The sequence below is a fragment of the Flavobacterium sp. FG68 genome, assembly GCF_057808895.1.
Map to the genome: position 1 here is coordinate 1 of NZ_JBMDIY010000005.1, position 23,909 is coordinate 23,909.

The following is a 23,909-nucleotide window of genomic DNA, read 5'->3' on the forward strand; positions in this document are numbered from 1 at the left end:
ACCCACGACCTGCTGATTACAAATCAGCTGCTCTAGCCAGCTGAGCTACATCGGCCTCATTACGGGTGCAAATATAAAGCGGTTTTTCGTTTTCCCAAAATAAATTTGCACTTTTTTACACTTTTTTTTGCTTACAATGCGTTGATTTTTTCAATCAATTGATTAGCAGTTTGTTCTAATTCAACATTGATTTGTTTGAAGTGTGCTTTTTTATTTTCAACGTTTTTAGCGTTAACTTTTGTAATCAAAGTATCAAATGCAGCGATAGCTTCATCGATTAAAGCATTCGTTTCCGGAGTAGGATTTCCTGTTGTAGACATCTCAAACAAATAAACTGCCTCAATAATATCTCCTAATACAAAATTGATGTCTTTCTTTAAATTCTTAACGTTTGCCATTTTTATTATAATTTTAATTTGCGTCTGCAAAAATACACATAATCTTTAGATTAAGTGCTATGAAATGTAAATTTCTAAAATTGAAGCTTTTCCGTTTAAATTAAATGCATTTATCGCAGCTGGAACTAAAACAGTATCTCCTTTTATATAAGTATGTTTGAATCCGTCGTATTCTATTTCAAAACTTCCCTCAATACACATATAAACCGTAAATGTTTCTCCAGATTTAGAAACTTCTACTTTATCTTCTAACGGAATAAGGTTTGTCGTGAAATAAGGACAATCAACAACTACGTTTGATGTGTTTGCTTTTGTATCATATTTCTTTTGTGTATCGACTTTATTGTAGTTAATTGCATCAAGTGCTAAATCTACATGAAGTTCTCTTTTATTTCCCTGAGCATCTACACGATCAAAATCATATAAACGATACGTAATATCAGATGTCTGCTGAATTTCGGCAACCACTAAACCGGCACCAATTGCGTGGACCGTTCCTGTTTCTAAAAAGAAAACGTCTCCGGCTTTTGCCTTTACACCATCTAAAATAGAAACTAATGTATTATCATGTAAATGTTTTAAATATTCCTCTTTACTGGAGTTTTCTTTAAAACCTACAATAATTCTGGAATCAGTATCAGCCTGCATTACGTACCACATTTCGGTTTTACCAAATGAATTATGACGTTCTTTTGCTAATTTATCGTTAGGATGAACCTGAATTGAAAGGTCTTCGCGTGCATCTAAATATTTAAAAAGTAATGGAAATTGTTTTCCGAAACGCTCGTAAACTCTTGTTCCTAAAATTTCATTTGGAGTTTCATCAATAAGCTCCATTAACGATTTTCCTTTTAAGTCTCCGTTAGCAACAGTACTTACATCGTCTTCTACTGTAGACAATTCCCAGCTTTCACCAGTAATTTTAGAAGTGATTGGTTTGTTTAATAATGTTTTTAATTTCTCTCCACCCCATATTCTTTCTTTAAGGATTGGTTCAAATTGAAGCGGATATAATTTTTCTGGTTTCATAATTTTTTAAGTTTTTCGGCTAATATTATTATTAATTAAACAATGATGTAATACTATTTTCTAAATCTACAATACTAATTCTTTTATTATTTCCAGCGCTTTCGGAATATGTTTTGCGGCATTCATACTGTCAAAAATATAAATAACCACTCCATTTCTGTCAATAATAAAAGTTACTCTTCCCGGAAAAAGTCCGAATAGATTATTTTTCACACCAAAAAGCTGTCTCAATCTTTTATCCTGATCAGAAAGCAAAATGAATGGCAGATTATGTTTATTAGCAAATTTATGATGCGATTTTACACTATCGGCACTTATACCAATTACTTCTGCACCTAATGCTGAAAAATCTTCGTATTGATCTCTAAAGCTGCAAGCTTCTGTTGTACAGCCTGGTGTATTATCTTTTGGGTAAAAATAAATCACTAAAGGTTTTCGTCCTAAAACACTTTTGCTTTCAAAAACTTCTCCGTGACTATCTTTTGCAGTAAAATTCGGAACTATATCTCCTATTTTTAATGACATTTATTATTCTCCTTTATAAGTTACAAAATTGCGGTCTGTTTCATAAAGCACGATTTCTAAATCAAAATCGGGCTGAATTCTTTTTCTAATTTTATTCCATATCACAACCGCAATATTTTCTGCAGTTGGATTCAAATCCTGAAATTCCGGAACGTCCAGATTCAGGTTTTTGTGATCAAACGGAATTTCTACTTCTTCCAGTATAATATCCGCTAATACTTTCACATCTAAAACAAAACCAGTTTCCGGGTCAATTTTTCCTGTAACACTTACTGTTAAACCATAATTATGACCATGAAAATTGGGATTATTGCATTTTCCAAAAACGGCATTGTTTTTTTCTAATGACCAATCTTTCCTATGCAATCGATGTGCAGCATTAAAATGCGCTTTTCTTGATATGGTTACTCTCATTTAGGTCTTTGGTTGGTTTGGTTATAATTTATGGTCTTCGAGATAATGATCAAATTCATCAAAAATTATCTTAAACCATACGGTATAAATTTCGGGCTGTTTTTCAATATCTGCTTTAACATCTTCAATACTCATCCATTTCCAGTCTTCTACTTCATCCAGATTTATATTGGGTTCTTCATTATAATAGCCAATCATAACGTGATCTAATTCATGCTCTGTTAAACCATTGTCAAAAGGAGCTTTATAAATAAAATGAAACAGCTCTTTTAACTCTGCTTTAAAACCCATTTCTTCAAATAATCTTCGGCTTCCTGCCTCAATGTTCGTTTCACCTTCGCGTTGATGACTGCAGCAAGTATTTGTCCACAGTAAAGGAGAATGGTATTTATGATGAGCACGCTGCTGCAGCATAATTTCATTTTTGTTGTTTAAAATAAAAACCGAAAAGGCACGGTGCAAAACTGCTTTTTCGTGTGCTTCTAATTTTGGCATTAAGCCAATTTGTTCATCGTTTTGATTAACTAATATTACGTTTTCTTCTGTCATAAGGCGTATTGATAAAACAAAAATACGAAAAAAGAAATGGCTATAAAATCCTAGAAAACATTGTGAAAAGTTTAACTACTGATTACTTTTTATAATATTTTGATTTACAACAATCTATGTTTTATTTCAGAACAAAAATCCACTAAAAATAAGATATAAAAACTACAGCTGTTGGTTTTACGTAAATAATAAAAAGTTAAAACATACTTAAATATATCTGAATTGTAATTTAGGCGACATTTCTAAGCAAAATCTCATCGTATCTTTGAAATTCAGATAAATGATCCAAAAATTTATGAAATCGAAAAACTTAATTTTTAGCCTTTGCTTTTTAATTCCGCTCTTTATTTTACAGGCATGCGGACAAAACACAAAAAAAGAACCTGCAAAAACGGTTACTATGGAAAACAAAATAAGTAAACCCGGAAATCCTTATTATTCAAACACTGATACGACAAAACTAAATGTAAGCAACGCCGAATGGAAAAAGGTTTTGCCCGAAGATGTGTATGCCGTAATGCGTGAGGCAGATACCGAAAGGCCTTTTACCGGAAAATACTGGAACACGGATGAAAAAGGAACTTACTACTGCGCTTCTTGCGGAAACTTACTTTTTAGATCGACCGCTAAATTTTCGAGCAGCTGCGGATGGCCTAGTTTTTTTGAACAAGACAACAAAAAAAGTGTGGTTTATAAAAATGATAATTCACTTGGAATGGAAAGAATCGAAGCGCTTTGCGGACGCTGCGGCGGACATTTAGGCCACTTGTTTGATGACGGACCAGAACCAACCGGAAAACGTTACTGCATGAATTCGATTGCTCTTGATTTTATTCCTGATAATAAATAATATACAAATGAAAAATATACTTTTAATCTGCCTTTTTGCTTTATCAATAAGCGGTTTTTCGCAAAATAGAAAACCAGATTACGAAACTATTACACTTGGCGGAGGATGCTATTGGTGCGTTGAAGCTGTTTACGAAAATCTGGACGGAGTAAAATCTGTTGTTTCGGGATTTTCTGGAGGAAAAACTGTAAATCCATCTTACGAGGAAGTCTGTACGGGAGAAACCGGTCACGCCGAAGTTGTACAAATTACGTATGACAAAAACGTAACAGATCTTAATGAAATCTTTAAAGTCTTTTTTACTGTTCACGACCCAACAACATTAAACCGTCAGGGCGCTGATGTTGGAACGCAGTACCGTTCTGTAATTTTCTACAAAAATGCCGAACAGAAAAAAGCTGCCGAAAGCATTATTGCCGAATTAAACAAAGCAAAAGTGTACAGTAATCCGGTTGTGACAAAAATCGAACCTTTTAAAGCTTTTTATAAAGCCGAAGATTATCATCAAAATTATTATGCAAACAATAAAAATCAGCCGTATTGCAGAATGGTGATTCAGCCTAAAATAGAAAAATTTGAAAAGGTTTTTAAAGACAAACTGAAAAAGAAACAAAACAACAGTTAATAAAAAAGGGGAAATGAATCATTTCCCCTTTTCTTATATTATAGATTTTAAAACTATTGTTTAGCCACTTTTTTAAATCGCATTACCGGAATTTTGTCCTGAATTAAATTTAGTTTTCCATCTTTATCAATAGAATAGCTTGTAACATTTTTAATTTGCTTTAAAAATTGCTGTTCTCCGCCGCCTTCACAAAACATCATTGTAGTTGGCCCTGCTTCTCCAAAGCTTAAAGATTTTCCATTTAAAGTATAAGGTGCACTGTAACCGTTACATCCGTTATTTCCATAAACCCTTTTTTCTTTTTCATCAAAAGTAAGCTGCGGTTTTTTATTTGGATACAATCCCTCAAAAGCAATTCTTGGCCCCGAAATATATTCTAATTCCCAAGTTGTATCATAAATATTAGCTGTGCCTTTTGTATCTTTTGACGCCATACACGAAGTTATTAATAAGGTTAAAACCGATACGATTGCAATAGTATACTTTTTCATAAAATTTACTTTTAAAAAATTAATATATTTTGTTTTTTGAAGATTAAAATTATCCTGCAATATCTCTTTCTCAATATTCATGCCTTCTTAGAAACTTTAGCCGAAAAAAGTTTATTTCACTTTCAGCCAAATTGTAATATTCTGATCTCTAATTTACGCCATTTTATTTAAACCATTATCAACCAAACTCTTAAATTATAATAGGTGATTCTATTTTTTTCGTAATTTGCATCATTCAAAAAACCAAAAATCATCAATAAAAAATCAAAAAAATGAAGCGATTTCTTTTACTCTTTACCTTCTTAATTAGTGCATTCCAAATTCAGGCACAAGAAAACCTTCCAACAGATTATCTTTCGAAAGAATTTCACAAAGGCCGCCGCGAAGCTTTTAGAAACCTAATGCCGGCTAATTCAGTAGCTATAGTTTTTTCTTATCCGGAAAGAGTTTTTTCAAAAGACGTTAATTACAATTACCACGCAAATCCAGATATGTATTATTTGGCCGGCTATAAAGAACCAGATGCCGTTTTATTGATTTTTAAAGAAGAACAGGGAACCGAAAAATACAATGAAGTGCTGTTTGTGAGAGAACGAAATGCCAACAGAGAAATGTGGACAGGAAGACGTTTAGGAGTTGAAGGCGCAAAATCTAAATTAGGCTTTACAACAGTTTACAACGGAAAAGATTTCAACGATTTTGCTATTGATTTTAAAAAATTCGACAAAATCATTTACGACAACATCCCAACAGATGTTGAAAGCAGTAAAAATATCGACAACTTATATTCCTTATTACAATCTTTCAAAACTAAAGCTGGAATTGAAAAAGAAAATGAAGCTTCTGTATCATTGTTTACTAATATCACCAATTCACTTCGCGAAATAAAAACTCCCGAAGAAATGGTATTAATGCGCAAAACAGTAAAGCTTTCATGTGTTGCACATAACGAAGTGATGAAAGCAGTTGGGCCGGATATGAGTGAAAACGAAGCCGATGGAATTCACGCTTATATTCACAGAAAATATGGTGCCGAAGGTGAAGGTTATCCGCCAATTGTTGGTGCCGGAGCAAACGGATGTATTTTACATTATGGAGAAAACAACGCCGTAAAAATCGACAATCAATTATTGTTAATGGATGTTGGCTCTGAATACCACGGTTATTCTGCCGATGTTACAAGAACAGTTCCGGCAAACGGAAAATTTACCGAAGAGCAAAAAGCAATTTATCAAATCGTTTATGATGCTCAGGAAGAAGTTTTTAAACTTTGTAAAGAAGGAACTCCAATTCAGGATTTAACTAAAAGATCGAGAGAAGTCGTAGCCGCAGGATTAATTAAGTTAGGCATTATTACAGATCCTAAAGATGCCAGAATTTATTACCCGCACGGTTGTTCTCACTTTCTTGGTTTAGATGTTCATGACAAAGGAAATTATATGGGAACGCTGAAAGAAAACATGATTCTGACAGTTGAACCTGGAATTTATATTCCGGCAAACAGCAAGTGTGATAAAAAATGGTGGAATATTGGTGTTCGCATCGAAGATGACATTTTAATCAAAAAAGATTCCTACGAAAACCTTTCTGCAGAATCTCCAAGAAAATGGCAGGATGTTGAAGCTTTGGCAAAACAAAAAAGCACTTTTAATGATATGAAATTTCCTAAGATATAATTTATTTTTTGCCACAGATTAAAAGGATTTTCACAGATTATATTTTAGTTTCGAACTTAAAAAATCTTAATAATCCTTTTAATCTGTGGCAAAAAAAAGAAATCGATAAGCCTCATTTAACTTTTTAAGTGAGGCTTATTTTTTGATTTTTACCGTACTTTGTATTCTAAATTAATTAAAAATGAAAGCACTTACCTTCTCCACTTTTGGAGATTCAAATGTTTTAGAATATATCGAAATCCCAAATCCGCAATTAAAAAACGATGAAATTTTAGTCGAGATGAAAGCCATCGGATTAAATTTTGCTGACGTTTACAGACGAAAAGGAAATTATCATTTAAAAGGAAATCCGCCTTTTATCGCCGGTTACGAAGGCGCAGGAATTGTTGTAGATGCTAATAATCATCCTGAATATAAAGTGGGTGATCGTGTGGCTTTTGCCGATGCCCCTTTTGCCAATGCAGAATTGGTTGCCGTAAATATAAATCACGTTCTTCCCTTACCCGAAAATATTTCGTTTGAAACTGCAGCTTCTGTTTTATTACAGGGTTTAACAGCACATTATTTAGCAACAGACAGTCATAAAACTACAAAAGGCGAAACGGTTTTAATTCACGCAGTTGCTGGCGGTGTTGGACAGATTCTAACACAAATCAGCAAACTTCTGGGTGCAACTGTAATTGGCTTAACCTCATCTGCTGAAAAAGCAAAAGTTGGTTTTGATCAAGGCGCAGACCATGTTTTTCTTTATAATGACGATTGGAAATCACAGGTTTTTAAAGTTGTTTCAAATGGTGTTGATGCTGTTTATGATAGTATCGGAAGTACTTTAAAGGAAAGCTTCGAAGTCACAAAAGAATGCGGGCAAGTTGTTTTCTTCGGAATGGCGGGCGGCGATCCTGAACCTGTAGACCCAAGAATGTTAATGGACGGTTCGAAAACTTTAACCGGAGGCGATTTATGGAGTTATTTAAATTCTAAAGAAGAAAGAATCAAACGTGCCACACAATTATTCAATTGGATTATTGAAGGAAAAATTAAACTTTCTGAACCAACATCATTTAAATTATCAGAAGGAAAACTGGCACATGATTTTCTGGAAAGCAGAAAAAGTACCGGGAAAATTATTTTGATTCCGTAAATAATAATCTGGGCGTGCCACCAATATAAAAAGGGGCTGACTATGCAATACGCTTAGTCGCCCCTTTTTATATTGCTGTCGGGCTATCCGCGCTACTTCGGTAGCTTGCTCCTATCCCTCACGCAAAACCTAATTTTGTGTGTAAAAAATGTATAGTCCCTATGGGACATTTGAAATCCTTTGAAATATCTTTTTCTACCGATATTTAACTCCTAACGGAGTTTTGATTAAAAGAATAAATTATCAGGATAATATCTCGTAGAGATTTCATATCGGTAACAAAAAAGAAAACACACTGCACATTTGTCCCGTAGGGACTACACATGTCACATCACCGAATTATTTATCAAATTCTACAACTTATCAATCTCAATTTTAGTCAATTCTGATAATTCTAAAATCCTGCCAACATCTTCTTTATTAGCAACAAAAAACAAATAATTATCACCATTTGTATTATAACTCATCAATTCAAAACCACGCTTTTCTAATGCCGATTGAATGTATGGAAACAAATCGTGGCTATAAGTCTCTTCTGGATATTCAAAATTCAAATCTTCAGCAATCATTTCAGAAATAAAATACTCAGCATCTTCGGGATCAAATTTCCAGTCGCTGTTCCAAGCATTTATGTTTTCGAAGAAATCAAAATGTCCTTCAACAATGGTGTGATATTCACTAGAATCTTTTTGGTAATTTTTGAAAAGTTTTTTTGATAGCTTTTTAAGTTCTTTATCTTCGATATTTTCTCTTGAAACTAATTTGACAAACTCTTCAAACGTTTTTATTGTAACTTCTTCATTCTCTATTAAATTTTCTGATGAAGGAAGTTCAACACTTTGCGGAATTTCAATATTTAAATACTGGCAGATTCCCTGCAATACTATTTTCAAATCTTTAACTGCAATTTGCTGACTTTCATTCTTTGGATTATTAAAATCTAAAAGCTCACTTTCGAGCAAACCTTTTGTATAATCGAAGAAATGTGTTCCTGAATACAGAATTTTAAAATCATTGATTTCTAAACTATTCGTACCGCAAAAAAAGATAATGAAATTTTTTATGGAACGTTTAAAGAACTTTTTTTCATCAGAAGTAGGCTCAGAATAAAACTGAATGTGTATAAAATCATACTCTAATCCTTCCTGAATCATTTCATCAGAAAGAATACCAATATTCATTTTTTTATAAAGTTCATTTAAAACTTCATAAGAATTATTGAAACCTGCTTTTTTAATTTCCAATTGGACCTCTTCATGATCTAATGAACCGGGAAAATAAAATAAATTAACAGAGACATTATCCTGAATTCCTTTTACTTTAAATTCAAGATTGGATTTTTCATTATATAAATAAGAATAAATTGGATCTATAACATCAAAAGAAATAATCGATTTTGGATCGTTATTTCTATTAAATAGATTGGAGAAAAAGTTTTTCATTGGGCATATAATTATTAAAACTAAATATATTACAAATTTTAATAATTAGAAAGCCAAATGACAAGTTACTTCAAAGATTCAGCAATCATTAAAGCACATTTTTCACCATCAATTGCTGCAGAAATAATTCCTCCCGCATAACCCGCTCCTTCTCCACACGGATATAAACCTTTTATCTGCAAATGCTCTAAAGTATAAGCATCTCTCGGAATTCTAACTGGCGACGAAGTTCTGCTTTCCGGGGCATGTAAAATGGCTTCATTAGTTAAATAACCGCGCATTGATTTACCAAATTCCTTGAAACCTTCACGTAAAATCTGTGATAAAAATCCCGGAAAAACCTGTCCCATTTCAACCGAAGTTGTTCCCGGAACATAAGATGTTTTTGGAATATCAGCCGAAACTTTATTTTGGGTAAAATCGATCATTCTTTGAGCCGGAACTTTTTGGGTTCTTCCAGCCAAATGCCACGCTTTTTGTTCGATACTTTTTTGGAATTCAACTCCGGCCAAAGCACCAAATTTTGCAAAAGGTTTAAAATCTTCTAATTTCAACTCAATCACAATTCCGGAATTTGCCGTTGCCTGATCTCTTTTAGATGGCGACCAGCCGTTTGTAACCACTTCGCCCGGACTTGTCGCGCAAGGCGCAATTACACCCCCCGGACACATACAGAATGAATACATTCCGCGTCCATTTACTTGTTTTACAATTGAATATGGCGCTGGCGGCAAATGTTCGCCACGATAATCACAACTGTATTGAATACTATCAATTAATTCCTGCGAATGTTCTGCACGAACTCCCAATGCAAAAGGTTTGGCTTCGATTAAAATTTTCTTTTTATCCAATAATTCAAAAATATCACGAGCCGAATGTCCAGTAGCTAAAATCAATTTATTAGCCAGGATCTTATCTCCGTTTTGAGTTACGATTCCTTCAACTTCATTATTCTTCACCAAAATATCAGTAACTCTGGTATCAAACAAAACCTGACCACCAAACTCAATGATTTTATTTCGAATATCTTCAATAATTTTCGGAAGTTTATTAGTTCCGATATGTGGATGCGCTTCAACCAAAATATCTTCGGAAGCGCCAAAAGCTACTAAAAGTTCTAAAATTCTAGTTACATCGCCGCGTTTTTTAGAACGCGTATATAATTTCCCATCAGAATACGTTCCGGCTCCGCCTTCTCCAAAACAATAATTAGAATCTTCGTTTACGATATGTTCACGATTTATTGCTTTTAAATCACGTCGGCGTCCGCGAACATCTTTTCCGCGTTCGATTACAATGGGCTTTAAGCCTAATTCAATTAATTGCAAAGCAGCAAAAAGTCCGGCCGGACCTGCGCCAACAACAATGACTTCCTGCGCAGAAGAAACATCTTTATAAACAGGAAGTTCTATTTTAGTTTCCTGAAAAGGTTCTCCTTTTAAATATATAATAACTTTCAAATTGATTTTAATCGCTTTTTGACGCGCATCAATCGAACGTTTTAAAATGGTAATATGCTGAATTTCCTGCGGAGAAACTTTTATTTGTTTAGACAAATAATCTTTAAGCAGCGATTCGTTTGCTGCAATTTCCGGCGTTACCTGAAGTAAAAGTTCTCTTGGCATTGTATCTTTTTTATTCTATTAGCTTTTCTTTCTATGAAAAGAAGATGCAAAAGTACTATTTTGAAATGAGATTTTATGTTTAGTGCAAAATTTGGCCACAGATTTACACAGATCTAAACAGATTATACTTAACATCTTTCTGATCTTTGTTCTTTTTTTGCCACAGATTATTTGGATTAGAAAAGATTTCTTTTAAGAGTTAGACGCACTGCAATGCGTCTCTACAGAAAAAAAACTCAGAACCTTAGTATCGAACCTTTTTTTAAAACTAACCTTTGTACCTTTGCTCCTTTGAACCTTTGCACCTATAAAAAAATGTCTAGAAAAATAAAACTGATTTGGGATTTCCGTGGTCCGGTTGCTGCAAAAACTGCAGAACATCACGAAATTCACCTAAAAGAATATATCGCAATTGAAAAATTACCTTTAAATATTACGGGTTTTACAATCATAAATGAAATGCAGGCAATCGCTTTTGTGGTTGTAACTGATGAAAATATGATTCAGGTAAGAGATGCTTTGAAACCGCATCGCGGGGAAGTTTATACTGAGTAAAATTCCAAACTTGAAGAAATTCCAATAAAAAAATTCCAAATTCCAATGCTTTAGATTGCTTGGAATTTGGAATTTATATTTTTTAATATTCTATTATTTTTGGAATTTGGAATTTAATTAGCGACCTCACTAATAAATTTAATACGCATTAATCGTAATTCGTCAATATCATAATCGCCGTCGAATTCTTTTAAAGCATCTTCGATTTTATCTGATTCTGATTCCATGAAATAATCGTGAATTTCTTCCTGCTGATCATCGTCTAGCATATCGTCAATCCAGTATTTGATGTTTAATTTTGTTCCAGCATATACGATTTGCTCCATTTCTTTGATTAAAGCATCCATCGTTAATCCTTTTGCGGAAGCGATATCACTCAATGGCAATTTTCTATCGATATTTTGAATGATGTATAATTTATTCGCAGAGTTTACTCCGGTAGATTTTACAACTAAATCGTCTGGACGAATAATGTCGTTGTCTTCAACATATCTGCTGATAAGCGTGACGAATTCACCGCCATATTTTTTAGCTTTTCCTTCACCAACACCATGAATATTATATAATTCTTGTAATGTTATAGGATATTTTAAAGCCATGTCTTCAAGAGAAGGATCCTGAAAAACAACAAATGGAGGAACGCCTAATTTTTTGGCTACTTTTTTACGAAGTTCGCGCAGCATTCCCATTAAAAGTTCATCGGCAGTTCCAGTTGATTTTGCTGACGCTACTATTGCTTCGTCATCGGCTTCGCTGTATTCATGATCTTCAGACATCATAAATGAAACCGGTTTTTTGATAAAATCTAAACCTTCTTGTGTAATTTTGATCACACCGTATGTTTCGATATCTTTTGATAAATATCCGGTTACGAGAACTTGTCTCAATAAAGCCATCCAGTATTTTTCGTCATGGTCTGAACCTGAACCAAAATAAGGCTGTATATCTGTTTTGTGTGCTTTAATTACCGCATTGATTCGGCCAATTAAAGTGAACACGATTTCTTTTGATTTATAAATATGTTTGGTGTCGCGAACAATTTCAAGTAATTTGACCACTTGCTCTTTAGCTTCAATTTTATTTTTTGGGTTACGAACGTTATCGTCCATATCTGCACCTTCTCCGGTTTCGCTGTCGAATTCTTCTCCGAAATAATGCAGAAGAAATTTTCTACGCGACATTGAGGTTTCGGCGTAAGCCACAACTTCCTGTAAAAGGGCAAAACCAATTTCCTGTTCTGCAACTGGTTTTCCAGACATGAATTTCTCTAACTTTTCTACATCTTTATAAGAGTAATAAGCCAAACAATGTCCTTCTCCTCCATCACGACCGGCACGACCCGTTTCCTGATAGTAACTTTCTAATGATTTTGGAATATCGTGGTGAATTACAAAACGAACGTCTGGTTTATCGATTCCCATTCCGAAAGCGATTGTTGCTACAACGACATCAACATCTTCCATAAGGAACATATCCTGATGTTTTGCTCTCGTTTTTGCATCTAAACCTGCGTGGTAAGGAACCGCGCTGATTCCGTTTACTTGTAAAACTTCGGCAATCGATTCTACTTTTTTACGGCTTAAGCAATAAATAATTCCAGATTTGCCTTTATGTTGTTTGATAAACCGAATAATATCTGATTCGATATTTTTGGTTTTCGTACGTACTTCGTAATATAAATTTGGTCTGTTAAATGATGCTTTAAAAGTATTTGCATCAGACATGTCCAGATTTTTAAGAATATCTTCCTGAACTTTTGGGGTTGCAGTAGCGGTAAGACCAATAATTGGCACTTTACCTAATTGTTTAATAATACTTCTCAGGTTTCTGTATTCCGGCCTAAAATCATGTCCCCATTCTGAAATACAGTGTGCTTCGTCAATCGCAACAAAAGAAATAGGTACACTTTGTAAAAAGGCTACATATTCTTCTTTCGTTAAAGATTCGGGAGCAACATATAAAAGTTTGGTTAAACCAGAACTAATGTCTTTTTTTACTTGTGCAATTTCTGTTTTGGTAAGAGAGGAATTCAGCACATGCGCAATTCCGGTTTCTGAAGAAAGGCTTCGAATCGCATCTACCTGATTTTTCATCAAAGCAATTAAAGGAGAAACAACAATAGCTGTTCCGTCCTGAATTAAAGCGGGTAATTGATAACAAAGAGACTTACCGCCGCCCGTAGGCATAATTACGAAAGTATTCGTTTTACCTAAAATACTCGTAATGACTTGCTCCTGCAAGCCTTTAAATTGGCTAAAGCCGAAATACTTCTTTAATTCCTTGTGTATTTCAATTTCGTTTGAATTCATTCTTTATTTAAATGGATATTTTTGTATAAATTTGCAACACATAAAGATACAACTTTCTTTTATACATACAAATTTTAAATATTCTGTTTTGATCTCAAAAGAAAATATACTGGCAATCGCCAAAAAAACCATACTCTCTGAAAGTGAAGCAATTATAAAGTTAATTGATTTTCTGGACGAAAATTTCTTCGAAGCAACACAACGTATTTACGAAACTAAAGGCCGATTGATCGTTACCGGTATAGGAAAAAGCGCCATAATTGCTCAAAAAATGGTGGCTACTTTTAACTCTACAGGAACACCTTCAATGTTTTTGCATGCTGCAGAAGCAATTCACGGTGATTTAGGAATGATACAAAATGACGATATCATTATCTGTATTTCAAAAAGCGGTAACAGTCCGGAGATCAAAGTTTTGGTTCCGTTATTAAAACGTTTTGGGAATACCTTAATTGCTATTACCGGAAATGTAACTTCATTTTTAGCTAAAGGTTCTGATTATGTTTTAAACACAACAGTTGACACAGAAGCCTGTCCTATAAATTTAGCACCAACAAACAGTACAACAGCACAACTTGTAATGGGCGACGCCCTTGCAGTTTGTTTAATGGAAATGCGCGATTTTAAACCAGAGGATTTTGCGGTTTATCATCCGGGAGGTGCTTTAGGAAAAAAACTTTTGCTTCGTGTAAAAGATATGATCGAGCATTCGTTAAAACCAGCTGTTTCTCCAGATACTTCAATCAAAAAAGCAATTTTCGAAATTTCTGAAAAAAGATTAGGTGTAACTGCGGTAATTGAAGACAATAAAATTATCGGAATTATTACAGATGGAGACATCCGAAGAATGCTAAATGACGTAGATACTATTGCGGATTTAACTGCAAGAGATATTATGTCTAAAAATCCTAAATTAGTGTCTTCAGAAACTATGGCGGTTGATGCTTTAAATATTTTAGAAGATTTTTCTATTACACAGCTTATCGTGGCTGACAACGGCGAGTACAAAGGAGTATTACATTTACATGACATTTTAAAAGAAGGAATCGTATAATGGCAAAGAAAAACCTTGGCGAGATGTCATTTTTAGACCATCTTGAAGAACTAAGATGGTTATTAGTTAGAAGTACAATTGCAATATGCATTATGGCATTTGTTACTTATTTTATCAGTGATTATTTATTTGATCAAATTATTTTAGGACCTACAAGACCTAGTTTTTTTACTTATGTCTGGTTTTGTGATTTATCACATCAATTAGGCTTTGCAGATAGTATTTGCATTACCAAACTAAACTTTATCATTCAAAATACTGAAATGGAAGGGCAGGTAAATATATTTGTCTGGATGTGTCTTTTGGCTGGATTTATTTTAAGTTTCCCTTACATTTTATGGGAACTTTGGAAATTTATCAGCCCTGCACTTTATGAGAAAGAAAGAAAAAATGCTAAAGTGTTTATATTCACTTCTTCACTTCTTTTCTTTTTAGGAGTAATATTTGGTTATTATGTGGTAATACCAATGTCTGTGAATTTCGTTGCTACTTTTTCTATCAGTGAAATGGTAATCAACCAATTTACTTTAGACTCTTACATGGGAATGGTAAAAACGAGTATCCTGGCCAGCGGATTGTTTTTTGAACTGCCAATTATCATTTATTTCTTAACTAAATTAGGATTAGTAACTCCTGATTTTTTAAGAAAATATTGGAAATATGCTGTTGTAATTATCTTAATTATTGCTGCAATTGTGACTCCGCCAGATGTGGTGAGCCAGACTATTGTTGCAATACCAATGTTACTTATCTACGAAGTAAGTATCCTGATTTCAAGGATTGTTTATAGAAATAAATTAAAAGAAAATGTCTGAATTAATTCAAGAATTTAACGACTATCGTTCTAAAATGAACGAAAAACTATTAGCTGACAATAACAAAATTGTAAAGCGAATTTTTAACCTTGACACTAATGCTTATGCAGAAGGAGCTCTTGATGTAAAAACAAAAGAACTTTTAGGTTTAGTTGCATCGACAGTTTTGCGTTGTGACGACTGTGTAAAATACCATTTAGAAACGAGTTATAAAGAAGGTGTTTCTAAAGAAGAAATGATGGAAGCAATGGGAATCGCAACTCTTGTTGGAGGAACAATCGTAATTCCACATTTAAGAAGAGCTTACGAATTCTGGGAAGCTTTAGAAGAACAAGGCAAATAAGATAATTTGATAATTATTCAATTAGATAATTTCTTGACAATATGTTAATTCATTTATTCTATTGATTTATTTTCCTTTATTTTGCCCATTGGAGATACAATTATCTCATTATCAAATTGACACATTATCTAATTAAACCAAATGAAGCTAAGAGCCGATAATTTAATAAAAACTTACAAAGGCCGAAGTGTTGTAAAAGGAATTTCTGTTGAAGTAAATCAGGGAGAAATCGTTGGACTTTTGGGACCGAATGGTGCCGGAAAAACAACATCTTTTTATATGATCGTAGGATTGGTAAAACCAAATTCAGGAAACATTTATCTTGACGATTTAAATATTACCGATTATCCTATGTACAAACGTGCACAGCAAGGAATTGGTTATTTGGCACAGGAAGCTTCTGTTTTTAGAAAATTAAGTATTGAAGATAATATTTTAAGTGTTTTACAATTAACTAAACTTTCTAAAGAAGAGCAGATTGCTAAAATGGAAAGTTTGATTGAAGAATTCAGTTTAGAACATATTCGCACTAACCGCGGAGATTTACTTTCTGGAGGAGAACGTCGTCGTACGGAAATTGCCCGTGCCTTAGCAACAGATCCAAAATTTATTTTATTGGATGAGCCTTTCGCCGGAGTTGACCCAGTTGCAGTTGAAGATATTCAGAGAATTGTAGCGCAGTTAAAAAACAAAAATATCGGAATCCTGATTACAGATCACAACGTTCAGGAAACTTTAGCAATTACAGATAAAACATACTTAATGTTTGAGGGAGGAATCCTGAAAGCAGGAGTTCCTGAAGAATTGGTTGAAGATGAAATGGTTCGCCGTGTTTATCTTGGACAAAACTTCGAACTTCGTAAGAAGAAATTGGAGTTTTAAAAAAAGTGGTCAGTGTTCAGTTTTTTTTAAGTAATCAGTTTTTTGACTGAACACTAAAAAACTGAACACTGATCACTAATCTAAAATACGATGAATTCAGAAAAACCAACTCAGGAAGATTACGACAATTGGCACAAAGATCCAAACAATTGGTATTTGGGATGTTTTTATTATAATCCGAAAGACAAACGATTGCTTCCGCCAAAAAGAATTCAATGGATGGGATATACGGTAAATTTTGCGAATCCTTATTCAGTTTTAATTTTTCTAGCTTTTATTGCCTTAATTCCACTAGCGCTTTTATTTTCAAAATAAGCATTAAAAAGTATTCAATCTCAATTTTCATTCTCGGCAAACTGAAAACTGCGACTGTGACTGAAAACTACTCCACAGTAATAAACTGCAATTGTTCTAAATCGCCATTGTAAATATTAACATCAACTCGATGTTTAATTCCGGGCAGAGAAGCTTTTTCTGTAAACTGCCAAAAGAGCCAGTCATCTTCGATTTTTTCTCTGTAGAAATTGTAATTGGCAATCCAAAACAAATATTCTCCAAATTCTTCTTTTAAGAAATCAGAATAATATCTTTCTCCTGAATAAATTATCGGGCGTACCTGATAATGTTTTTCTACTTTAGTTAACCAACGCTTTAAGCCTTTTTTTAAACTGTCCAAAGGCTGATTTTTTGGTAATTTCTCTATATCTAAAACCGGAGGTAAATCTCCCTTTTGCAACTTTACGGTTTTAATAAAAAGATTGGCCTGTTCTATTGAGTTTTCATTTGGACGATAATAATGATATGCACCGCGCATGATTTTATTTTCTTTAGCACCTTCCCAATTACGTTTAAACTGACCATCAACACGATCGTTTCCGGCAGTTGCACGAATGAATACAAATTGTACAGGATATTTTTCGTCCAGAATTTCAACTTCATCCCAATCGACTTTTCCTTGAAATTCAGACACATCAATTCCAACCACTTTTCCTTTGTGATTTTCGAGAACACGAATATTTCTCACATCAGAAAGATGTTTGTCTACCTCATCTTCATCTAAAACTTTTTCTGATCTAAATCCTAAATAATAAGCTAGTCCTTTTCGATAATGATAAACAATTCCAATGAAAAGAAGCGCAAAGAAAATTAATAAAAGAGATCGAAAAAGCCTACTTAGCAATGATCTTCCTGCGGGTTTTCTGGAATATGTTTTACGATAAGTCGTTTTTCTTGCCATTCGAATAAAACTACTTTTTTTTCAAAAACAAATTATTTACGATCGATAGTAAAACGTAAAAAATGATGATTAACGGAACGGCTCCGAAATGGAATAATAAAAGTAAAACAAAAGAAATCAAAAGAAATACGATCTGTAAAGCATTATCTTTTAAATTAAACTTCTTAACTTTTAAAGAAAACAACGGGATTTCGGCATTCAAAATATAGGCACTGCATAAAGTGATTGCTAATAAAACGTATTGGTTTGTCAGGATTTCAAGTAATAATAAAGAATCTGAAAACTTTAAAACCAACGGAAGGCTTAAAATAAAAAGTGAATTTGCCGGAGTTGGCAATCCTATAAATGAATCTGTCTGACGTGTATCAATATTAAAATTAGCTAAACGATAACAAGAACCTAAAGTCACGATAAATCCTAAAAACGGAATAAAAGCATTTGTTCCTAATTCGTGTGCGCTGTTTGTAAACAAACTGTACATAACATAACCTGGAGCAACTCCGCTAGTTACCATATCTGCCAAAGAATCTAACTGCAATCCAAGCGGGCTTGAAACTTTGAATAATCTGGCGAAAAAACCATCAAAAAAATCAAAAAAGATTCCTAAACAAACCATGTAAAAAGCCATTTCGTAGTTGGCTTCAGAAATAAAAACTATTGCAATGCAGCCACAAAAAAGATTAATTAATGTAATTAAATTCGGAATGTGTTTTTTGATATTCATGTTTTATAAATTTTGATAATCTTGGAGAACAAATTTAGCATAATATGCACATGAAAAACGTGTTTTCGCAATTGTTTTTTATTTGAAATTTTAACTTTCGCAATATTTCTAAAAAGGAAGAAATTAGATGGGTAAAATATTATATTTTTGATGAAAATTAAAAACAGGCATTAGTCTGCAAAAAAACAGCTTTTGAAAAAACTTTCTGCGTTTTTATTATTTTGGAGTTTTACTTCGCAATATGCACAAACCGTTCGAAAATATTCGAATGAGTTTATGAATATTGGTGTCGATGCGGCAGCGTTAGGAATGTCTAGTGCTGTGACGGCTTCTACAAATGATGTGAATGCTGTTTACTGGAATCCGGCTGGTTTAACGCATCTGGAAGATCATCAAGTTTCGTTAATGCACGCCAGTTATTTTGCTAATATTGCGCAATACGACTTTATTGGGTACGCAAGTCCTATTGATGATCGAAGTGCCTGGGGAATTTCGATGATTCGTTTTGGTGTCGATGACATTATGGATACGACGCAATTAATCGACAGTCAGGGAAATATTGATTATAACAGAATTCGTCTATTTTCTACTGCCGATTATGGTTTTACTTTTTCATACGCAAGAAAACTTCCTGTTGAAGGATTTCAATATGGTGTAAATGCCAAAATCATTCGAAGAGTGATTGGAAAATTTGCCAATTCATGGGGTTTTGGTTTTGATGTCGGACTTCAGTTTGAACATAATGACTGGAAATTCGGATTAATGCTTCGCGATATTACAACAACTTATAATGTTTGGAATATTGATGAGGAAGAATATGCCAAAATCGCCAATGCGATTCCGGGAGAAAACAATGAATTACCAGAAAGTACTGAAATCACTTTGCCAAAGGCACAATTAGGAGTTTCTAAAAAATTCGAATTTCATGATGATTACAGTCTTTTGGCAGCAGGAAATTTAAACATGCGTTTTGAGCAGACAAACGATATTATTTCGTCTAAAGTTGTGAGTGTTGATCCTGCACTTGGTTTTGAATTTGGCTATACAGATATTGTTTTTTTAAGAGCCGGAGCTGGAAATTTTCAAAATGTGATGCAGTTGGATAATACTGAAAAATTAAGTTTTCAGCCTAATATTGGTCTTGGTTTTAAATACAAAGGCATTCAAATTGATTATGCTTTGACTGATTTAGGAAATCAAAGTGCTGCTTTGTATTCGAATATTTTTTCTATAAAAGTTGATCTTGGTATTTTTAGATAATAAACTTCTTAAAATTTTAAATTATGAAAAAAGTCCTTTTACAAAAAACACTTTTTAGTTTACTATTATTACTAAGTTTTACCATTGGCTTTGCTCAAAATATCCCATTATCAAAATATGCCAAAATAAGTGTCATTACCTGCGGATTAGGAAATGAAACGTATTCTTATTTTGGACATACTGCGATTCGTGTTGCAGACCCAATAAACAATCTTGACGTAGTTTACAATTACGGTGCTTTTGATTTTAGAACGCCAAATTTTGTTGCTAAATTTACAAAAGGTGACTTGCAGTATTTTGTAGTTGCTCATTCGTTTGCAGATTTTATAAATGATTACACTTATGAAAAAAGAAGTGTTTTTGAGCAGGAATTGCTTCTTTCTCCTGAATTAAAACAAAAGCTTTTTGATAAATTAAATACTGTTTTATTATCTGAAGAACGTTACTACACTTATAAGTTTATTGATAAAAATTGTACATCGATGGTTGTTGATATTATCAATTCAACTTTAGGCGGAAATGTAATTGTAAAAAAGAATGATACTGATAAAACTTATCGCTCTGTTTTGTTTCCTTATTTTAAAGGACATTTTTATGATCAATTAGGGACGAGTATTATTTTTGGAACTAAAGTTGACCAATTGGCTACCAGAATTTTTCTTCCTTTCGACTTAAAAAATAGTTTAGACGAAACGACTTTTCAAGGTCATCTTTTAGCAGGAAAAAGTAAAACACTTTTAAGCTTTGAAAAAGAAACTCCAACTTCTTGGTGGAATAACATTTATACTTATTTGTTTATTTTAGGGTTTGTGGTTGTTGTACACAATAAAGTTGTAGACAAAATCTATCTTTTGATTTTCTCTTTAATGGGAATCTTTTTTGTTTCGGTTGGATTTTATTCTTTTCACCAAGAACTGGCGATGAATTATAATGTGTTATTGTTTAGTCCGCTTTTGCTGCTTTTGATTTTCTTTTCGATTGCAAAAAACAAAAGATGGACTTATAGGTTTGCTGTTTTACATTTAATCTTTCTAGTTGTTTACAGCTTATTTATGATCAATAAGGCGCATTTTTTAATTGTACTGCCAATGATAATTACAAGTGGTTTTGTCTTGGTAAGGGTTGTGATACGAAACGTAAAACGTATACCAATAATAATCTAATATTTATTGGCCTCTGTAAAATAAAACCGTCGTAATTGTTTTAAAAGTAATACTTAAATCAAGGAAAACACTTCTATGTTTGATGTAGTATAAATCGTATTGTAGTTTTATCAAACTTTCATCAATCGATTCTCCGTATGAATAATTTACCTGTGCCCAGCCGGTAAGTCCGGGTTTTATTACATGTCGAGTTTCGTAAAAAGGCATTACTCTGGCTATTTCCTCCACAAAAAATGGTCTTTCGGGTCTTGGGCCTATTACAGCCATATCGCCTTTTAAAACATTATAAAATTGCGGTAATTCGTCTATTCTGGATTTACGCATGAATTTGCCAAAGGGTGTGATTCTTTTATCATTAAAAACGGCAAAAACGGCACCGTTTGTTTCAGAAGCTTCAATCATGGTTCTGAATTTATAAATCTTAAAAACATTGCCATTTTTTCCAACACGATCTTGCGTATAAAAAAGACGGCCTTTGTTTCCGATAAGATTGGCGATAAAAATAAAGGGAATAAAAACCATACAGATTATTAAACCTGTAATAGAAAACAAGAGTTCTATGAAACGTATTAAAAACAAATACAATTTATTGTTATTACTACGGCTAAAAGGAAAGAAACGATAAAAATCGCGAGCTATATAATGTACAGGAATACGCTGTGTTTTACTTTCATAAACCTGCGTATATTCTCTAATAACATTTCCGGATTCTAGTAAATGAAGTAATTGCTGGTATAAATCGGCAGTGATTCCATCAGTTTTTTGAGAGGCAATTACAATTTCAGAAACACTGTTTTTGATTACAAAATCTTCTAATTCACTTTTATCAATTTCTTTTACATAATGAAAATCAGAATTTGTTGTAGAAAGAGAATCAGAATTGACAAATCCGATAATTTTATAATGCGGATCAACGTTTTCTAATCCCAAAACCAATTCTTCGACCTGATCCTGATCACATATCAAAACCACATTTTGAGAGAAACGATGTGATGCCAGAAATAATGCATAAAAGGAACGCCATAATAGAACTGTAAAAACTAATGTGAGATAAAAGATTAATATTACCAGCCTCTGCTTTGGCAATCCTGGTGACAAAACCGGTGTAAGAAGATATACTAAGACTGTTGAAGATACTGAAAGAACAACACTTTTAAGTATTTGAAACTGGTTACTTGCAACCTGCAGATTATACATTTCGAAAATTGTTCCAAAAATATATAAATACCCAACAAGGATTATAGGTCGATAAACAGTCTGAATTTCGAAAGCAAAATAGTGATAATTAAAAAAAACATTTAAGAAATATAATGCAGACAAAACAAAAACTGCATCAAAAGCAAAAAGCAAAACTTTTCGTTCTGAAATTTCAAAATGCATTTTATTAGTTGAACGCATATTATGGTAGGTTTAGGGGCTTAAACTTAGGGCAAATGTATTATAAAAAACCAAACTACACTCTTAACTTTGTGTTTTTGTTGGTAATTTAATTTGAACCGAAAGAAGTGTAAGCGCATAAACAAATGCAGGTGCCGCAGTTCTCATAGCTGCATGATTTATTGTTAACAGCCAAAAAAGATAAAAGGATAAAAAATAGAGATGCTGTCGATTATTTATATACAATACAAAAGGTACTATTAAAAGCATTAATAAACCAATTATGCCAAATAAACCATGTTCACTTAACATACGGGAAATTTCATTATGAGCGGCTACTTCTTCTCCTAATGAATCTTTTCTTAATTCTTTTCCCATTCCTGCTCCAACACCTAAAATTGGATTATCAAGAAATAATTTAAGATCTGCATCTATGATAGCTTCTCTACCTCCTAATCGGTCTTTTTTCTCCCTCCCTTTGGCATCCTTATTAGCGTATCTTTTCTCTATCATTCCTCTCGTCTGAAGTGAGGTATAGCTCCAAATTCCCAATGCAAGGAAACCCATCAAAATAAAAATCAGACCTATTTTATTTTTACCCATTGAATTAGAAAAATAGTAGAGCAGAATTAATAAGCAAATGATCATTATTATTCCTGCAATAACACCTCCTCTGGAAAAAGTGACTATCGCCCTATAACTAATACAAATTAGCAAAACCCCATTTATAATCATTTCTTTTTTTGATTTTGAAAACAAAACCAATTGCGAAAAGAAAACAAACATCCCTAAGCCTAAGATTGTAGAAACCTGATTCGGGCCAAATCCTCCTGAAGTTTCAAAATTGGATTGAGTACCGGTAACGACATCTTTTACACTTGGATTATATAAAAACAAATAAACGGTGGTTGTTATAATGGGAATTCCCATCGCTAATACAATATTTTGCAGATCAGAAAAAACAATTCTCCTATTAAACATATATATTGCACATATGCATAAACATAATGGTCCTGATAAATTAAAAACCAGCGCTTTTTTTATATCCATATCAAAATCTGCCACATCCATTGTTACAAGAATTCCAGGAATCAATAAAAGCAAAAAGAATGTATAAATAAATGCATTTGATGAAAAATTGCTATATATCATTCCTACTAACATGAAAAAAATAACAGCTACTTTTACATATTCATTATTAAAATTACCTCCTGTCATTCGTAAAAAAACTTCTACTCCAACTAAATAAGCTGCAACTAAAAGTGCCTCATTATTTTTATTTTTGCTTCGATACACTATAAAAAAACCAATTACTGGAATTAATAATGCATAGATTTTTGACAAAAAAGGTATCACAAAAACTACTATTGCAATTATTGCATGTAATATAAGCAGAGAGATATATGGAATTTTATTGTTTTTCAT

25 protein-coding genes are annotated in these 23,909 nt (G+C 33.1%); 12 read left to right on the forward strand and 13 right to left on the reverse strand.

The genetic code is table 11. From position 1 onward, the window contains the following. Nucleotides 1-131 precede the first annotated feature (131 nt). The 5 genes from ACODSB_RS04435 to idi all read right to left on the reverse strand — a co-directional run bounded on the left by ACODSB_RS04435 (nucleotide 132) and on the right by idi (nucleotide 2,915). Nucleotides 132-398, reverse strand: coding sequence for a hypothetical protein (locus ACODSB_RS04435; RefSeq protein WP_012022371.1), 267 nt, complete (start codon nucleotides 396-398; stop codon nucleotides 132-134). 57 nt (nucleotides 399-455) lie between these two features. Continuing rightward, complete coding sequence (locus ACODSB_RS04440; RefSeq protein WP_488936151.1) at nucleotides 456-1,427, reverse strand: type I phosphomannose isomerase catalytic subunit; 972 nt, start codon at nucleotides 1,425-1,427, stop codon at nucleotides 456-458. A 66-nt stretch (nucleotides 1,428-1,493) separates the two neighbouring features. Next, the gene (locus ACODSB_RS04445; protein WP_488936152.1) at nucleotides 1,494-1,952 is read right to left on the reverse strand and encodes a peroxiredoxin; all 459 of its coding nucleotides are present in this window, start codon (nucleotides 1,950-1,952) and stop codon (nucleotides 1,494-1,496) included. 3 nt (nucleotides 1,953-1,955) lie between these two features. Then, the gene (locus ACODSB_RS04450; RefSeq protein WP_053470926.1) at nucleotides 1,956-2,366 is read right to left on the reverse strand and encodes a 6-carboxytetrahydropterin synthase; all 411 of its coding nucleotides are present in this window, start codon (nucleotides 2,364-2,366) and stop codon (nucleotides 1,956-1,958) included. Nucleotides 2,367-2,387: 21 nt separating this feature from the next. Continuing rightward, nucleotides 2,388-2,915, reverse strand: coding sequence for an isopentenyl-diphosphate Delta-isomerase (gene idi / locus ACODSB_RS04455; RefSeq protein ID WP_488936153.1), 528 nt, complete (start codon nucleotides 2,913-2,915; stop codon nucleotides 2,388-2,390). A 295-nt stretch (nucleotides 2,916-3,210) separates the two neighbouring features. On the opposite strand from idi, the gene msrB reads away from it, so the two are divergent. Next, complete coding sequence (gene msrB / locus ACODSB_RS04460; protein ID WP_180860808.1) at nucleotides 3,211-3,765, forward strand: peptide-methionine (R)-S-oxide reductase MsrB; 555 nt, start codon at nucleotides 3,211-3,213, stop codon at nucleotides 3,763-3,765. A 7-nt stretch (nucleotides 3,766-3,772) separates the two neighbouring features. Continuing rightward, nucleotides 3,773-4,390 carry a peptide-methionine (S)-S-oxide reductase MsrA gene (msrA, locus tag ACODSB_RS04465; protein ID WP_488936154.1) on the forward strand — a complete coding sequence of 206 codons (618 nt, stop codon included), beginning with the start codon at nucleotides 3,773-3,775 and terminating at the stop codon, nucleotides 4,388-4,390. Nucleotides 4,391-4,443: 53 nt separating this feature from the next. Here msrA and ACODSB_RS04470 read toward each other — a convergent pair whose 3' ends face one another. Then, complete coding sequence (locus ACODSB_RS04470; RefSeq protein ID WP_488936155.1) at nucleotides 4,444-4,881, reverse strand: META domain-containing protein; 438 nt, start codon at nucleotides 4,879-4,881, stop codon at nucleotides 4,444-4,446. 272 nt (nucleotides 4,882-5,153) lie between these two features. On the opposite strand from ACODSB_RS04470, the gene ACODSB_RS04475 reads away from it, so the two are divergent. Further along, nucleotides 5,154-6,557, forward strand: coding sequence for an aminopeptidase P N-terminal domain-containing protein (locus ACODSB_RS04475; protein WP_488936156.1), 1,404 nt, complete (start codon nucleotides 5,154-5,156; stop codon nucleotides 6,555-6,557). A 181-nt stretch (nucleotides 6,558-6,738) separates the two neighbouring features. Further along, a complete protein-coding gene (locus ACODSB_RS04480; RefSeq protein ID WP_488936157.1) occupies nucleotides 6,739-7,698 on the forward strand; it encodes a quinone oxidoreductase family protein in 960 nt (319 codons plus the stop codon). 353 nt (nucleotides 7,699-8,051) lie between these two features. Here the strand turns inward: ACODSB_RS04480 and ACODSB_RS04485 are convergent, their stop codons facing one another. Next, a complete protein-coding gene (locus ACODSB_RS04485; RefSeq protein WP_488936158.1) occupies nucleotides 8,052-9,140 on the reverse strand; it encodes a DUF6630 family protein in 1,089 nt (362 codons plus the stop codon). Between the two features lie 65 nt (nucleotides 9,141-9,205). After that, nucleotides 9,206-10,765, reverse strand: a complete 1,560-nt coding sequence (locus tag ACODSB_RS04490) for an NAD(P)/FAD-dependent oxidoreductase (RefSeq protein WP_488936159.1) — start codon at nucleotides 10,763-10,765, stop codon at nucleotides 9,206-9,208. Nucleotides 10,766-11,080: 315 nt separating this feature from the next. Here ACODSB_RS04490 and ACODSB_RS04495 point away from each other — a divergent pair, with 315 nt between their 5' ends. Beyond that, nucleotides 11,081-11,320: a hypothetical protein gene (locus tag ACODSB_RS04495; protein WP_488936160.1), complete on the forward strand. Its 240-nt coding sequence runs from the start codon at nucleotides 11,081-11,083 to the stop codon at nucleotides 11,318-11,320. A 113-nt stretch (nucleotides 11,321-11,433) separates the two neighbouring features. On the opposite strand, the gene recQ is transcribed toward ACODSB_RS04495, so the two are convergent. Further along, nucleotides 11,434-13,629, reverse strand: a complete 2,196-nt coding sequence (recQ, locus tag ACODSB_RS04500) for a DNA helicase RecQ (protein WP_488936161.1) — start codon at nucleotides 13,627-13,629, stop codon at nucleotides 11,434-11,436. A gap of 88 nt (nucleotides 13,630-13,717) precedes the next feature. Between recQ and ACODSB_RS04505 the strand changes: the two genes are divergently transcribed. From ACODSB_RS04505 to ACODSB_RS04525, 5 genes are all read left to right on the forward strand, one after another. Continuing rightward, complete coding sequence (locus ACODSB_RS04505) at nucleotides 13,718-14,683, forward strand: KpsF/GutQ family sugar-phosphate isomerase (RefSeq protein ID WP_309843451.1); 966 nt, start codon at nucleotides 13,718-13,720, stop codon at nucleotides 14,681-14,683. Then, nucleotides 14,683-15,498 (forward strand): twin-arginine translocase subunit TatC, encoded by an 816-nt coding sequence (gene tatC / locus ACODSB_RS04510; RefSeq protein WP_180860825.1) that lies wholly within the window; start codon nucleotides 14,683-14,685, stop codon nucleotides 15,496-15,498. Before ACODSB_RS04505 ends, tatC begins: the two co-directional genes overlap by 1 nt. Beyond that, on the forward strand, nucleotides 15,491-15,841 hold the full coding sequence (locus ACODSB_RS04515; RefSeq protein WP_053470914.1) for a carboxymuconolactone decarboxylase family protein: 351 nt from the start codon (nucleotides 15,491-15,493) through the stop codon (nucleotides 15,839-15,841). Before tatC ends, ACODSB_RS04515 begins: the two co-directional genes overlap by 8 nt. 141 nt (nucleotides 15,842-15,982) lie before the next feature. Beyond that, nucleotides 15,983-16,723, forward strand: a complete 741-nt coding sequence (gene lptB, locus ACODSB_RS04520) for an LPS export ABC transporter ATP-binding protein (protein ID WP_053470913.1) — start codon at nucleotides 15,983-15,985, stop codon at nucleotides 16,721-16,723. 90 nt (nucleotides 16,724-16,813) lie between these two features. Further along, complete coding sequence (locus ACODSB_RS04525; protein WP_073408992.1) at nucleotides 16,814-17,038, forward strand: DUF5808 domain-containing protein; 225 nt, start codon at nucleotides 16,814-16,816, stop codon at nucleotides 17,036-17,038. A 67-nt stretch (nucleotides 17,039-17,105) separates the two neighbouring features. Here ACODSB_RS04525 and ACODSB_RS04530 read toward each other — a convergent pair whose 3' ends face one another. Continuing rightward, nucleotides 17,106-17,960, reverse strand: a complete 855-nt coding sequence (locus ACODSB_RS04530) for a glycoside hydrolase family 25 protein (protein ID WP_488936162.1) — start codon at nucleotides 17,958-17,960, stop codon at nucleotides 17,106-17,108. Nucleotides 17,961-17,970: 10 nt separating this feature from the next. Next, nucleotides 17,971-18,684, reverse strand: a complete 714-nt coding sequence (locus ACODSB_RS04535) for a CDP-alcohol phosphatidyltransferase family protein (RefSeq protein WP_053470910.1) — start codon at nucleotides 18,682-18,684, stop codon at nucleotides 17,971-17,973. A gap of 192 nt (nucleotides 18,685-18,876) precedes the next feature. Here ACODSB_RS04535 and ACODSB_RS04540 point away from each other — a divergent pair, with 192 nt between their 5' ends. Both ACODSB_RS04540 and ACODSB_RS04545 read left to right on the forward strand, forming a co-directional pair. After that, nucleotides 18,877-19,944, forward strand: a complete 1,068-nt coding sequence (locus ACODSB_RS04540) for a putative type IX sorting system protein PorV2 (RefSeq protein WP_488936163.1) — start codon at nucleotides 18,877-18,879, stop codon at nucleotides 19,942-19,944. A 23-nt stretch (nucleotides 19,945-19,967) separates the two neighbouring features. Further along, the gene (locus ACODSB_RS04545) at nucleotides 19,968-21,107 is read left to right on the forward strand and encodes a lipoprotein N-acyltransferase Lnb domain-containing protein (RefSeq protein ID WP_488936164.1); all 1,140 of its coding nucleotides are present in this window, start codon (nucleotides 19,968-19,970) and stop codon (nucleotides 21,105-21,107) included. Between the two features lie 3 nt (nucleotides 21,108-21,110). Here the strand turns inward: ACODSB_RS04545 and ACODSB_RS04550 are convergent, their stop codons facing one another. Then, a complete protein-coding gene (locus ACODSB_RS04550) occupies nucleotides 21,111-22,505 on the reverse strand; it encodes an exopolysaccharide biosynthesis polyprenyl glycosylphosphotransferase (protein ID WP_488936165.1) in 1,395 nt (464 codons plus the stop codon). Nucleotides 22,506-22,568: 63 nt separating this feature from the next. Next, entirely contained in the window at nucleotides 22,569-23,909 is a 1,341-nt protein-coding gene (locus ACODSB_RS04555; RefSeq protein ID WP_488936166.1) for an O-antigen ligase family protein, read from the reverse strand.